We start from the raw sequence: 13914 nt of genomic DNA on the forward strand, positions 1-13914 counted from the left end.
CCTGGGCCGCGCAGCCGTGTGGCTGCGCGGCCCGGGCCCGCGCCCTCGTTAGGATCGCCCCTATGCGCACGCCCTCCACGCCGACCGATCCCGGCTTCGACGTCGTCGTCCTCGGGGCGGGACTGAACTCCCTGAACCTCACGATCGCCTTCCACCAGCAGTACGGGATGCGATGCACCACCGTGGTGCGGATCCCCGTGGAGATGAACGCCCGCACCGTCTCCACCGACCTCGTCGAGCTCGGCGCCGACGCGACCGACGAGGACATGCGCGACGCACTCCTCGACCTCGCCGCCCAGCGCCCCGAGGGACGGCCCGCCCTGCTGCTGACGAACGCCGACTCGCTGATCGCCTTCATCAACCGCTTCCGCGCCGACCTCGAGCCGCACTACCTGCTCGCCCAGGTGCCCGCGGAGCTCCTCGAGCGCCTCGCCGACAAGGCAGAGTTCGCCGAGCTGTGCGAGGAGCTCGGCATCGGCACGGTCCCCACCGTCGTCGTCGACTTCTCCCGCCAGGAGGAGGGCTGGAACGGCACCGCGGAGCTGCCCTGGCCCTACCCGGTCGTCGGCAAGGCCGCGAACACGGCGGAGTACCACGACGTGCACTTCCCCGGGAAGCGCAAGGTGTTCTTCCTCGAGTCCGCCGCGCAGCAGCAGAAGCTGGTCGCGGATCTCCGGGCCGCCGGCTTCACGGGGCGCTTCCTGTTCCAGGAGCTCATCCCCGGGGACGACACCGCCGAGCGCTCGATCACCGCCTACCGCAGCAGCCGCGGGAAGGTCACCCTGCTGTGCGCCGCGCAGGTGCTGCTCGGCGAGCACACCCCGGAGGCGCTGGGCCGCCCGGCCGCGATGGTCACCGGCGACTTCCCGACCCTCACCGACGCCGCCGCCCGCTTCCTCGACGCGGTGGACTACGTGGGCTTCGCGAACTTCGACGTGAAGGTCGACCCCCGCACCGGCCGCGAGTGCTTCTTCGAGATCAACCCGCGGATCGGCCGCAACAACTACTACGTCACCGCGACCGGCGAGTCCGTCGCCCGGCACGTCGTCGAGGACCGCGTCCACGGGCGGGACATCACGCCCGTGCGGGTGACCGAGCCCGTGCTCTACTCGATCCTCCCGGTGCCGCTCGTGCTGCGCTACCTGCGCGACCCGGTGCTCCGCTCGCGCGTGAGGCGCCTGGCCCGCACGCGCCTGGCGAACCCCTTCCGCTACGGCCCCGAGGGCCTGTGGATGCGCGCCTACGCGACCGTCTCCGGGCTGAACTTCGTGCGCAAGTACCGCGCCGTCTACCCGCGGCCCACCGACTCCGGCTTCTGAGCAAAGGACCTCTCCCCCATGACCGGCACCCCGAGCACCCCCGGCGTCGACCTCGTCCTGCTGGGCGGCGACATCGGCGTCTACGCCCTCGCCCGCGCCTTCCACGAGCGCTATGGCACCGTCGCGACCGTCGTCACGCGCACGGTCTCCGGGCCCGTCGCGGACTCGCGCCTCCTCACCACCCGTGAGCTCGGCGCGGACGCCTCCGAGGACGCCATGGTCCGGGCGCTGATCGCCGTGGGCCGCGAGAAGAAGGCCGCCGGGCTGCGCCCGATCCTGCTCGCCAACGCCGACTTCCTGGTGCTGCTCCTCGCGAACCATCGCGAGGAGCTCGGCGAGTTCTTCCACCTGCCGCTGCTCGGGGACGACGTCCTCGCCGCGGTCGCCGACAAGGCGACCTTCTCCCTCACCTGCGAGGAGATCGGCGTGCCCACCCCGGGCACGATCGTCCTGGACTTCGCGGGCGGTGCGCTCCCGGAGATCCCGGAGATCCCCTGGGACTTCCCGGTCGTCGCGAAGGCCTCCCGCTCCTCGGCGTACTCCGCGGTGAGCTTCCCCGGCAAGCGGAAGGTCTTCGAGATCGCGGACCGCGCCGAGCTCGAGGACCTCGCCGGGCGGCTCCAGAGGGCCGGCTACACCGACCGCTTCGTGGTCCAGGAGCTCATCCCCGGTGACGACACCGCCATGCTCTCGGTGACCGCGTACGTCGACACCCGCGGTGAGGTGACCCTGCTCGGCGGCGCCCACGTGCTGCTCGAGGAGCACACCCCCGGGGCGCTCGGGAACCCGGCCGCAATGTTCACGACGGACCTCGGCGACGTGCTCGTGCAGTCCGAGCGGTTCCTGCGCCGCACCGGCTACCGCGGCTTCGCGAACTTCGACGTGAAGGTGGACCCCCGCGACGGCGTCGCGAAGTTCTTCGAGGTGAACCCGCGGATCGGCCGCAACAACTACTACATGACCGCCGCCGGGGCGAACGTCGCGATCCCCGTCGTCGCGGACATGGTCGAGGACCGTGCGATCGAGCGCATGGTCCCCACCGCGGAGATCCTCTACTCGATCGTCCCGTGGGCGCTGCTGCGGCGCTACATCGTCGACCCTGCGCTGCGGGCCCGGGTGCGCGCGATCGGCCGGCGCCGCACGGTGCACCCGCTCGCCTCGCCCGTCGAGGGGCCGCGCCGCCGCGGCTACGTCGCGGTCGCGAAGGCCAACCAGGTGCGCAAGTTCCTGCGCCACTACCCCAGGCCCACGGCGCTCGGGTTCTGAGCACCCCCGCTCCCGCGCCCCGCGCGCCCCGGCTCCCGGACGGCCCCGCCTCGACAGGCGGGGGCCGTCTTCCTAAGGTGGCGCCATGACCGACGCAGACGCCTTCACCCTTCTCTCCCGCGCCCTCCCGGACGGCTCCGTCGTCGGGCCGCCGCAGCTGGTGGCCTCGCAGGGCGGACAGAACCTCTCCCCCGACCTCAGCTGGTCCGGCGCCCCCGAGGGCACGGAGTCCTTCGCGGTGACCTGCTACGACCCCGACGCGCCGACGGGCTCCGGCTTCTGGCACTGGATCGCCTGGGACGTGCCCGCCGCGACCACCTCGCTCCCCGCGGGTCTCGAGCGGGAGCATCCCGGGATCCGCCAGGCCGTCAACGACTTCGGCAACCCCGGCTACGACGGGCCCGAGCCCCCGGCCGGTCCCCCGCACCGCTACGTGTTCACCGTGCACGCGCTGCCCGTGGAGCACCTCGACGCGGATCCGGCGGCGCCCCACGTGGCCGCGCGCTTCGCGATCTTCACCCAGCAGCTGGCCTCCACCTCGTTCACAGCCACCTATCAGGTGTCCGAGGAGCACACAAGGGGGTAACACTCCGCAACGTCACGGGCGTGCCCCGTCGTCGCTCGCCGAACCCCGCCCTACGCTCGGCGTATGAGCAGGCACCGGTCCGGGACCACCCGGCAGCACCGAGGATCAGACCGTGGTCGGACGAAGTTCCACCGCGCGGAGGATGTCCCCGGCGTTCCCAGGTGCGAGGCTCGAGGGGTGCACGTGATGAGGAAGCGACATGCGGAACGGACGACCGGCTCGGGCCGGCCGCTGCGGGTCCTGCTGACCACCGACTGGTGGGAGCCCGTGGTCAACGGCGTGGTGGCCTCGGTCGCCACCCTGCGCCGCGAGCTGATCGCGCTGGGCTGCGACGTGCGGGTGCTGACCCTCGCCTCCGGCCTGCGCACCCGCAACGAGGACGGCGTGTACCGGATCGGCTCCGTCTCCGCGGGCATGGTCTACGACAGCGCCCGGATCGGCATGCCCGCCTCGAAGCGCGTGCTCCGCGAGATCCTCCGCTGGCACCCGGACGTCATCCACTCGCACTGCGAGTTCTCCTCCCACATGTGGGCCCGCAAGATCGCCCGCGCGCTCGACGTGCCGATCGTGCACACGTACCACACGATCTACGAGGACTACACGCACTACTACTCCCCGAGCCGCACCGTGGGCCGGAAGGTCGTCGCGACCTTCTCCCGGCGCGTGCTCGACGGCACCGACGCGGTCGTCGTGCCTACCGAGAAGGTCGCCCGGCTGCTCGCCGGCTACGGAGTGACCCGCCCGCAGTACGTCATCCCCACGGGGCTGGACCTCGACCGCTTCCGCCCGGCCCGCACGGAGGCCGAGCTGCGGGACGCGGCTGAGCTCCGCGCTGGCCTCGGCATCCGGCCCGACCAGCGGGTGCTGCTCTCCGTGGCGCGCCTGGCGAAGGAGAAGAACCTCGACGAGGTGATCGACCTGGTCGCCGGCGCGGGCCGCGAGGACAGCGTGCTCGTGCTCGTGGGCGACGGCCCGTACCGCGAGGAGCTCGTCGCCCATGCCGCAGCCCGCGGCGTGAGCGACCGGGTCGTCTTCGCCGGCGTCGTGGACCCCTCCGAGGTCCAGCGCTGGTACCGGATCGGCGACCTCTTCGTCTCCGCCTCGCTCTCCGAGACCCAGGGCCTCACCTTCATCGAGGCGATGGCCTGCGGCCTGCCGCTGCTCTGCCGCCGCGACCCGTCCCTGGCCCGCGTGGTCGTCGACGGCCGCACCGGCTGGCAGTACGACGGCGCGGCGGACTTCGCCGCCCACCTCGACCAGATGCTCGGCGACGACCTGCTGCGCGCGGCCATGTCCCACGAGGGCGTCGCCCACGTCCACGCGACCTTCGGCTCGCGGGCCTTCGGCTCCTCGGTGCTGTCCGTGTACCGCTCGGCGATCGAGCGGCGCTCCCCGCTGCGGGTCCTCGCGCTCGAGCCCCTCGCCGCATGAGCGGCCCCGCCCCCGTCCCCGCGCCGGACCCTGCCCCGCGGCTGCGGGTGCTCGTCCCCCGCGGCATGGACCAGCTGGCCCGCGAGTCCGGGATCGGCGCCGCGATCCGGCACCAGGAGAAGGTCATCCGGTCGCTCGGCCACGAGGTCGTCCGCAGCCCGCTGGACGACTTCGACGTGGTGCACCTGAACACCCCCTTCCCGGACACCCCGCTGCTCGCCCGCTGGGCGCGGCTGCGGCGCCGGCCCGTGCTCATGTGGGCGCACTCCACGGAGGACGACTTCCGCGACTCCTTCACCGGGGCGAACGCGGTCGCACCGCTGTTCCGTCGCTGGATCGCCCACCTGTACCGCCGCGGCGACGCGGTCGTGACGCCGAGCGGCTACGCGCGCGAGCTCATCTCCGCGCCGAAGTACGGTCTGCGGGCACCGATCCACGTGCTCTCCAACGGCGTGGACACCTCGTTCTTCCGCCCGGACCCGTCGGCCCGTGGGCGGCTCCGCGAGAGCCTGGGCCTCGCCCCGGAGGCGGAGGTCGTCGTGAGCGTCGGCATGCAGCTCGTGCGCAAGGGCATCGTCGACTGGGTGGAGCTCGCCCGGTCCATGCCCGGCACCACCTTCGTCTGGTACGGCCGCACGGACCCCCGGATGCTCACCGCCGCCGTGCGCCGGGCCCTCGCGGGCGCTCCCCCGAACGCCCTCTTCCCGGGCTACGTGCAGGCCCCCGAGCTCCGCGACGCCTACTGCGGGGCGGACGCCTTCTGCTTCCTCACCACGGAGGAGACCGAGGGGATCGTGCTGCTCGAGGCGCTCGCGTGCGGAGCTCCCGTGCTCGTGCGCGGCATCCCCCTGTACCGCGACCAGTTCCCCGATGGCGAGGTCACCCACCAGGTGACCGGCGAGGGCCCCGCCTTCGTCGCGGCGACCGCGCGGAAGCTGCGGGCGCTGCTGGACGGGGAGCTCGCGGATCTCCGTGCGGCGGGTCGCGCGGCCGCGGAGGACGTCGACCTCGACCGGGTCGCGGAGCGGCTCGCGGCGATCTACGACGCCGCGGGCGTCACGCCCCGCCGCCGCGCCGGGGCGGGCGCCACAGCACGAGCGCGCCGGACTGGCGGCGCCCCGGGCGCTCCCCGCGCCGCAGCGCGCTGACCTCACCGGTCCGGTCGGCGGAGAACACGCGCCGACGGTCGCTCGGCGTCATCGCGGCGAGCGCCTCGCTCACGCGGTCCAGCTTCTCCTGCAGAGCCCCGACCTCGTCCTGCAGCTCGAGGATGCGCTTGATGCCCGCGAGGTTGATGCCCTCCTCCTGGGAGAGCCGCTGGACCTCGCGCAGGTTCGCCACGTCCCGCGCGCTGTAGCGGCGGCCGCGCCCGCTCGTGCGCTGCGGGGAGACGAGCCCCAGGCGGTCGTACTGGCGCAGGGTCTGCGGGTGCATGCCGGAGAGCTCCGCCGCGACGGAGATGACGAAGACGGGAGCCCGCTCGTCGAAACGCTGCTGCGGTGCCATGCGCCGCTCCTTCCCTGGATGATCCGACGGGCCCCGCCGCGTGGGCGGGGCCCGTCGGGATGTCAGCGCGCGGCGGCCTCGGCCAGACCGGCGCGCGGGTCCTCGTCGCCGCGGGCCGCACGGAAGTCCTCGACGGCCTGCTTCGCCGCGCCCTCGACGTGCGAGGGGACGGCGACCTCGAGGGTCACCAGCAGGTCGCCGGTGCCCTTGGACGTCGCGAGGCCCTTGCCCCGGGCGCGCAGCACGCGACCCGAGGGGGTGCCCGCGGGGACCTTCATGCGCACGCTGCCGCCGTCGAGCAGCGGCACCTCGAGGGTCGTGCCGAGCACGGCCTCGTCGAAGGCGACGGGGACCGTGAGGCGCAGGTTCCTCCCGTCCATGGACCACACCGGGTGCGGGTCCACCTCGAGCAGGAGCAGGAGGTCGCCCGCGGGACCGCCGCCCTGGCCGGGCCGGCCCTTGCCGCGCAGGCGGATCTTCTGGCCGTCGTGGACCCCCGCGGGGATCCGGGCGGTCACCGACCGGCCCTCGACGCTCACCGTCACCTCGGTGCCGAGCGCCGCCTGGCGGAAGGTGATGCGGATGCGCGCCGTGATGTCCTCGCCGCCGCGAGGGCCGGCCGAGAAGCCCGCGGGCCCTCCCGCGCCGCCGCCCTGGTTGAACATGCGCAGGATGTCGTCGAGATCGGGGTTCGCACCACCGCCCCCGGCGCCCGGGAAGCCGCCGGAGCGGCCGCCCGCCCCGCCGAACATCGCGGAGAAGACGTCGTCGAAGCCGGCGCCCGAAGCACCGCCCTGCCCGGCGGAGAACCGGGCGCCGCCCGAGCCCATCGCGCGGATCGCGTCGTACTGCTGCCGCTGCTCGGGGTCGTTGAGCACCGAGTAGGCCTCGCCGACCGCCTTGAAGCGGTCCTCGGCCGTGGGGTCATCGGGGTGGCGGTCCGGGTGCAGCTCCTTGGCCTTCTTCCGGTACGCCTTCTTGATCGCCGCGGCATCGGCGTCCTTCGAGACGCCGAGGACCGCGTAGAAGTCCTTGTCGATCCAGTCCTGTCCGGACATGTGTCGCGCCTCCTTCCGGGGAGCGTCGATGGGGAGGGTCGTGGCACGGGGTCACGACGGGAAGGGCCCGACCGTGGGGCCCGCCGGAGCGGGTCCGACGGACCCCACGGCCGGGGAGGGGGCGAGGGTCAGGCGGGGCCCTGGGTGGCCACGCGGGCCGGCCGCACGACGCGACCGCCCACCGTGTACCCGGGCTGCATGACCATCGTCACCGTGGTGGAGGTGGCCTCCTCGGAGTCCTGGTGCATCAGGGCCTCGTGGAGGGACGGGTCGAACTCGTCGCCCACCGCGCCGAAGCTCTCGAGACCCTGCGAGCGCAGCGTCTCCTGGAGCTTCCCGGCGATCGAGTGGAACGGGGTGCCCTCGGCGATGTCGCCGTGCTGCCGTCCCAGCTCGATGTCGTCGAGCACGCCGATGAGGGAGGCGAGGACGCGGCTCGCGGCCGCCTCCTTCGCCGTCTCCGCGGCCTGCTCGATGCGACGACGGGAGTTGACGTACTCCGCCTGCTCACGCTTGAGCTGGTCGGTCAGCGACGCGACCTGCGCCTCGAGCTCGGCGACCCGCCCGTCGGCCTCGGAGGCGGCGGCCTCCTCGAAGAGTTGCGCGGCCTCGGCGTCGATCGGGTCGACCGCCTTGTCCTGCGGCTCCTGCGCGGCGGGGGTCTCCCCCGCAGGACGGACGCTGCCGTCCTGCGGGTCGACCTTGCGCTTGTCGGTGAAGGAGAACCTCGGCTCGCCCTCGGGCCGCTGCGCGTCGTCGGGAGTGCTCCGGTCCTCGGTCATCACTTCTTCTCCTCGTCCTCGTCCACGATCTCCGCGTCCACGACGTCCTCGTCCGAGGAGGCGTCGTCGGCGGTGCCTGCGGTGCCCTCGGCGCCCGCGGCGTCGCCCTGCTGGGCGTAGATCGCGGTGCCCACGGCCTGCAGGGCCTCGTTGAGCGCGTCGCGCTTGGCCTCGAGGTCCTCGGTGGAGGCGTCCTCGGTGGCCAGCAGCTCCTTGCTCGCCTTGATGGCGTCCTCGGTCTGCGTGCGGTCCGCGTCGGAGATCTTGTCGGCGTTGTCGGCCAGGAGCTTGTCGCCCTGGTAGGTCAGCTGCTCGAGCGTGTTGCGGGCGTCGGCGTTCTTGCGACGCTCCTCGTCCTCCGCGGCGTGGGCCTCGGCGTCCTTCACCATCCGGTCGATGTCGTCCTTGGAGAGGGCGGAGCCGCCGGTGATCTGGATGGACTGCTCGTTGCCGGTGCCGCGGTCCTTGGCGGTGACGTGCACGATGCCGTTGGAGTCGATGTCGAAGGTGACCTCGACCTGCGGGATCCCGCGCGGGGCCGGCGCGATGCCGGTCAGCTCGAAGGTCCCGAGGAGCTTGTTGTCACGGGTGAACTGACGCTCGCCCTGGAACACCTGGATCGCGACGGAGGGCTGGTTGTCCTCCGCGGTCGAGAACACCTCGGAGGTCTTCGTCGGGATGGCCGCGTTGCGCTCGATGAGCTTGGTCATCACGCCGCCCTTGGTCTCGATGCCGAGGGAGAGCGGGGTGACGTCCATGAGCAGGACGTCCTTGCGCTCGCCCTTGATGACGGCGGCCTGGAGGGCGGCGCCGACGGCGACGACCTCGTCCGGGTTGACGCCCTTGTTGGGCTCCTTGCCGGTGAGCTCCTTGACGACCTCGGACACCGCGGGCATGCGGGTCGAGCCGCCCACGAGGACCACGTGGTCGATGTCGGAGACCTTCACGCCGGCGTCCTTGATCACCTGGTGGAAGGGCGCCTTGGTGCGCTCGAGGAGATCCTTGGTCATGTCCTCGAACTGCGCGCGGGTGAGCTTCTCGTCCAGGTGCAGCGGGCCGTTCTCCGACATGGAGAGGTACTGCAGCGAGATGGACGTGGAGGTCGAGGAGGAGAGCTCCTTCTTCGCCTGCTCGGCGGCCTCCTTGAGGCGCTGCAGGGCGATGCGGTCCTTGGAGAGGTCCACGCCGTCCTTCGACTTCACCTGGGAGATCAGCCAGTCGACGATCTTCTGGTCCCAGTCGTCGCCGCCGAGGCGGTTGTCGCCCGCGGTCGCCTGGACCTGGATGGCGGAGCCGTCCTCGTCCTTGCTCACCTCGAGGAGGGACACGTCGAAGGTGCCGCCGCCGAGGTCGAAGACGAGGATCTGCTCGTCGTCCTGGCCCTTCTCGAGGCCGTAGGCGAGGGCCGCGGCGGTGGGCTCGTTGATGATGCGCAGGACGTTGAGGCCGGCGATCGTGCCGGCGTCCTTCGTGGCCTGGCGCTCGGAGTCGCTGAAGTACGCGGGCACCGTGATGACGGCGTCGGTGACGGTCTCACCGAGGTAGGACTCGGCGTCCTTCTTCAGCTTGCCGAGGATGCGGGCGCTGATCTCCTGCGGGGTGTACTTCTTGTCGTCGATCTCCACGGTCCAGTCGGTGCCCATGTGGCGCTTGACCGAGGCGATGGTGCGGTCGACGTTGGTGACGGCCTGGCGCTTGGCGACCTCGCCGACGAGCACCTCGCCCTGCTTGGAGAAGGCGACGACGGACGGGGTGGTGCGAGCGCCCTCGGCGTTCGCGATGACCGTCGGCTGCCCGCCCTCGAGGACGGAGACGACGGAGTTGGTGGTGCCGAGATCGATTCCGACGACACGGGACATGTGTGCCTGCCCTTCTGCGGCGCTGGCGCCGCGGTGATTCGACTGGCCGCGAGGTCCGCGGCTCCGCCGGCCGCCTGGCCGGCGGCACGATTGAGTGACTACAGCTCAAGTAGATGACGCCCGATCGCGGTTGTCAATCAGTCGCTCATCGAACTTGAGTTCAACAGGCTCAACTGTGCGGCGGTCGCCATCATTCCCGCCGTCGAGCGATGTGACGCAGACCCCTCGTGTAGGTTCTCGGCAAGTTGGCAGTAATCTCATCGGTCTGTCAGTGGCGTGTCAGTGGTTTCATCGATCTGTCAGTAGGCGACGATGGGGACGTGGGCGCGAAGGGGACCACCGTGCGGTACTGCACCGTCGCCGGCGACGAGGTCGCGACGACGTGGGAGCAGGCACGTGCCGATCTGATCATCGAGGGACTTCCCGTACGGGTGCCGCCCACCTACCGGGGTCAGCGGAGCTATCCAGGACTGTTCTGGGCTGCGACCAATGATCGGACTCTGGTCTACGAGAGCCTGCTCGAGCTGGATCGACTATGGCTGGCGGACTTCGATCTCGGCACTGTGGGGATCTGTACGCAGCCGTTCCAGGTCGCGGGGCGCGACAGTGGTGGCCTCCGTGCGCACGTGCCTGACCTGCTACTGGTCCACTCGGACCGTTCGGTCACGGTGGTCGACGTCAAGCCCGCTGCGTTCCTTGCGAAGCCTCGGGTTCGTGCTCAGTTCGAGTGGATGCAAGCACTGTGCCGCAACAAAGGCTGGTCCTACGAGGTCTTCACCGGCGGCGACCCCATCGTGCTTCGCAATCTGAAGCTCTTCGCGCTCGGCCGCCGTCGCGACCGGCTGTCCGAGGAGGACCTTGCCGAGGCGCGGGCAAGGTTGGGCGAAGCGGGGATCACGCTGGGCAAGGCTTTTGCCCGGAAACCGTTGACCTGCGATGAATCGGCATGGCGGGTCGCCATTTTCGCGCTCGTTTGGTCCGGCGAGGTCTCGATCGACCTCCGCCGCCCTTTGGGAAGCGAGACGATCCTCCAGGCGACATCGGAGGCGAAGGTGTGAGCGCCGAGAGCCTGGATACATCGGTAGGGGCACGGCTCTGGTACGAGGGCGCGGCCTGGACCGTGGTCGAGCTCGATGGACCGAATGCTCTGCTTCGCGCTGGAGACCAGTTCAAGAAGGTCCACGCACCCTCGCTGGTCGGCGTCGCCGAATCACTAGATCTTCCCACCGTTCAAGACGCTCGCGCCGAGCTTGACGCCGTCGTGCTCGCTTCCCTGAGCACCACGCAGCGCGACGACATCTACCGGTCGGCGAAGGTTTTCGACGAGCTCGTCCTCGCGACCTCCGAGTATTCCGTCAACGACAGGTACGAAGCCGCAGCCGACGCACTCGGCATCTCGGTGCGCACGGCCTACCGCCGCGGCCTGCGCTACGCAGAACTGGGAATCATCGGACTCGTCGACGCCCGACTCCTCAAACCGCACCGACCGGCGGTGGACCCGGAGTGGGACTCGGCATGCCGAGAGGCACTCGACAGCTACCGAGACCAGTCCAATCCGTCGATGAAGTCCGTGCTGAACAAGACGAACGCGCTCTACATCGGTCGAAACCCACAGGGAACTCCTCCTTCTCGGGCTGTGGCCTACCGCCGCCTTGGTGAGTTGGACAAGGGTCGGTACACCTTCGGGGCGGCGAAGCAGCGGCGCTCGGTGGCCGAGCGCCCCCAGGGTGCGCTGGGTCGACTGCGCGCGGATCGGCCGGGCCAGTACGTCGTCCTCGACACCACCCCGCTGGACGTGTTCGCGATGGAGCCGGTCACGGGCCGGTGGATCAATACCGAGCTGACGGTGGCCATGGACCTGTACTCGCGGTGCATTCTCGGGCTGGTCCTGCGTCCGATCTCGACCACGGCGCAGGACGTCGCGGCGGTCATGTTCCAGGTGGTCACCCCGCAGACCTGGGGCCCGCCGAGCACCGAGGATGTCCCGGCGCCGTACGTCGGAGTACCAGAGACTCTCCTGACGCAGCAGACGGGCGCGTTGCCGGACACGATCGTGGTCGATCACGGCAAGGTCTATCTCTCTCAGCGCACTCGAGCAGTGTGCCAGCGGCTGGGGATCAACATCCAGCCCGCAATCCCTCACAAGCCGACGGACAAGCCCACGATCGAGCGGTTCTTCCGCACCCTGCGCCAGCAGCTGCTCGAGCACCTGCCCGCCTACAAGGGCCCGGACATCTATTCCCGCGGCAAGAGCATCGAAGACCAGGCGTTCTACTACGTGCCCGAGCTCGAGGCGATCCTCCGCGAATGGGTGGGGATCTACCACCACACCCCGCACCAGGGCTTGTGCGATTCGCTGCTACCGAGTGTGGAGCTGTCGCCCGCGGAGATGTTCGCCCGCGGCATGGCCACCGCCGGGGTGCTGCGGCTCCCGGCCAGCGATGACCTACGGATGGAGTTCCTGGACGTCGCCTGGCGCTCGATCCAGCACTACGGCGTCGAGATCGACGGACGCCGCTACGACGGACCCGGACTGAACCTTCACCGCGGCACCCAGTCACCGTACGGAGGTGCGCATCCTGGCAAGTGGCCGATCATGATCGACCGCGACGACGTGCGCACGGTCTACTTCCAGGACCCCGACACCCGGACCTGGCACGACCTGGAGTGGGAACACGCCCCCGGCCTGGACGCCCCGCTGAGCGCCGAAGCGGCCGCCTTCACCCGAATGCTCAGCCGGCAGGCCGACCGTCACGTCGATGCCGGCGCCGCGCTCGATGACCTGCTGGAGCGGTACAGCAAGGGCGCGATCACGAGCCGCCGGGAGAAGAACCTCGCCCGCCGTCTCGCTTCCCGGCCCGCCGAGGACCACGCCGCGCCGGCTGCCGGAGAAGTGCCGGCGGTGATCGACCTGGCTGCCCATCTCGAACGCCGCCGTACCCAAGCACAGGTCGCAGACGATCTCGACGTGTTCGAGCAGTACTACGCACAGCACCCGGAGGCAGACGGATTGGAGGTGTTCGACGAATGAGCAGGAATCCATGGGCGCAGTGGCTGCACCAGTACGACACAGTGCCCTACCAGCTCTCACGCAAGGAGGGCTGGGATGCATTCGTGAACGCCGGCACCCGGCCGCGGTTCGAGGTGCTCAACCGTGCAGAGATGCGCGCACTGCACGCGGAGGCGTTGGCGGACTACAACGAGGCGCGGTGCGTGTGGAACGCGAACCCGGCGACGATCAAGACGCAGCAGCTGGCGCGGGCGTTCGAAGTGCTGGAGCAGGTGATGGCCTCGAACCGGCGCGATGGCGACAAGCTGCGGGGAGCGGCCGTGATCGATGCCGAGCCGGGCCTGGGCAAGACCACGATCGCAACGCGGTTCGCGCGGGAAGTCCACCGACGCGAGTACCGTCGCCACTCCCCCGAGACTTCGGACGGCAGCCAGCGACTGCCCGTGGCGTTCGTGCCCCTGAACGCGGGGGTGACGCTGAAGGGCCTGAACCAACAGCTGCTGAAGTTCTACGGTCATCCCGCGGCATCCAGGTCGACCCGCACCCAGTTGACCTCGTTGGCCATGGACTGTGTGACCACCTGCGAAACGAAGCTGATCGTCATCGACGATCTGCACTTCGTGGACTTCCGGCATCGGAACGGCCTAGATGTCTCCAACCACCTCAAGGGTCTCGCCAACGTGCTGCCAGCAACGTTCCTGTTCGTGGGCGTGAACCTGGAAGCAAAGAAGTTCTTCGACGAGGGACTTCTGGGGGAGGACGCAGCGTATGCGCAAACAAGTCGGCGCACCACGCGGTGCCCAGTCGCACCATTCAGTTTCGACGACGGTCACAGCGCCCGCGCGTGGACGGATCTTCTGGTGACGCTGGAGCGGCACCTGATCCTCGCCGACGCAGAGCCCGGCATGCTGACCAGCCAGGCGCGGGAACTGCATCGGCGCACACAGGGCCGGATCGCCTCATTGATGAACCTGATCGACCGCGCCGCCTACCTCGCGATCACCACCGGCATCGAGGCCATCACCCCCGCGGTGGTCGCTGCGGCACTGACAGATAATGCAGCCCAACGCCTCGCCGACCTCCCGGCCTGATCGGCT

General features: G+C 70.5%; 12 protein-coding genes. 8 read left to right on the forward strand and 4 right to left on the reverse strand.

Features of this window, described 5'->3' with window-relative positions; genetic code table 11:
* Positions 1 to 62 precede the first annotated feature (62 nt).
* From ACYVAP_RS10085 to ACYVAP_RS10105, 5 genes are all read left to right on the forward strand, one after another.
* Complete coding sequence (locus ACYVAP_RS10085; RefSeq protein WP_498860543.1) at positions 63 to 1319, forward strand: carboxylate--amine ligase; 1257 nt, start codon at positions 63 to 65, stop codon at positions 1317 to 1319.
* Positions 1320 to 1337: 18 nt separating this feature from the next.
* Positions 1338 to 2585 (forward strand): carboxylate--amine ligase, encoded by a 1248-nt coding sequence (locus ACYVAP_RS10090; protein WP_498860544.1) that lies wholly within the window; start codon positions 1338 to 1340, stop codon positions 2583 to 2585.
* Positions 2586 to 2670: 85 nt separating this feature from the next.
* Positions 2671 to 3171 carry a YbhB/YbcL family Raf kinase inhibitor-like protein gene (locus tag ACYVAP_RS10095; protein ID WP_264449592.1) on the forward strand — a complete coding sequence of 167 codons (501 nt, stop codon included), beginning with the start codon at positions 2671 to 2673 and terminating at the stop codon, positions 3169 to 3171.
* Between the two features lie 186 nt (positions 3172 to 3357).
* The gene (locus ACYVAP_RS10100; protein WP_264449593.1) at positions 3358 to 4602 is read left to right on the forward strand and encodes a glycosyltransferase family 4 protein; all 1245 of its coding nucleotides are present in this window, start codon (positions 3358 to 3360) and stop codon (positions 4600 to 4602) included.
* A complete protein-coding gene (locus ACYVAP_RS10105; RefSeq protein ID WP_264449594.1) occupies positions 4599 to 5750 on the forward strand; it encodes a glycosyltransferase family 4 protein in 1152 nt (383 codons plus the stop codon). Before ACYVAP_RS10100 ends, ACYVAP_RS10105 begins: the two co-directional genes overlap by 4 nt.
* Here ACYVAP_RS10105 and ACYVAP_RS10110 read toward each other — a convergent pair.
* The 4 genes from ACYVAP_RS10110 to dnaK all read right to left on the reverse strand — a co-directional run bounded on the left by ACYVAP_RS10110 (position 5659) and on the right by dnaK (position 9807).
* Positions 5659 to 6108: a heat shock protein transcriptional repressor HspR gene (locus ACYVAP_RS10110; RefSeq protein WP_264449595.1), complete on the reverse strand. Its 450-nt coding sequence runs from the start codon at positions 6106 to 6108 to the stop codon at positions 5659 to 5661. The two genes, ACYVAP_RS10105 and ACYVAP_RS10110, sit on opposite strands and share 92 nt — an antisense overlap.
* A 62-nt stretch (positions 6109 to 6170) precedes the next feature.
* Complete coding sequence (locus ACYVAP_RS10115; protein WP_498860545.1) at positions 6171 to 7166, reverse strand: molecular chaperone DnaJ; 996 nt, start codon at positions 7164 to 7166, stop codon at positions 6171 to 6173.
* 128 nt (positions 7167 to 7294) lie between these two features.
* Complete coding sequence (locus ACYVAP_RS10120) at positions 7295 to 7948, reverse strand: nucleotide exchange factor GrpE (protein ID WP_498860546.1); 654 nt, start codon at positions 7946 to 7948, stop codon at positions 7295 to 7297.
* Positions 7948 to 9807, reverse strand: coding sequence for an Hsp70 family protein (gene dnaK, locus ACYVAP_RS10125; RefSeq protein WP_498860547.1), 1860 nt, complete (start codon positions 9805 to 9807; stop codon positions 7948 to 7950). Before dnaK ends, ACYVAP_RS10120 begins: the two co-directional genes overlap by 1 nt.
* A gap of 320 nt (positions 9808 to 10127) precedes the next feature.
* Here dnaK and ACYVAP_RS10130 point away from each other — a divergent pair, with 320 nt between their 5' ends.
* The 3 genes from ACYVAP_RS10130 (at position 10128) to ACYVAP_RS10140 (ending at position 13908) form a co-directional block, all read left to right on the forward strand.
* The gene (locus ACYVAP_RS10130; protein ID WP_498860548.1) at positions 10128 to 10865 is read left to right on the forward strand and encodes a TnsA-like heteromeric transposase endonuclease subunit; all 738 of its coding nucleotides are present in this window, start codon (positions 10128 to 10130) and stop codon (positions 10863 to 10865) included.
* Positions 10862 to 12838, forward strand: a complete 1977-nt coding sequence (locus tag ACYVAP_RS10135; protein WP_498860549.1) for a TnsB C-terminal domain-containing protein — start codon at positions 10862 to 10864, stop codon at positions 12836 to 12838. Before ACYVAP_RS10130 ends, ACYVAP_RS10135 begins: the two co-directional genes overlap by 4 nt.
* A gap of 83 nt (positions 12839 to 12921) precedes the next feature.
* Entirely contained in the window at positions 12922 to 13908 is a 987-nt protein-coding gene (locus ACYVAP_RS10140; protein WP_498860550.1) for an AAA family ATPase, read from the forward strand.
* Positions 13909 to 13914: the final 6 nt, after the last annotated feature.

Source organism: Brachybacterium horti (genome assembly GCF_054777615.1).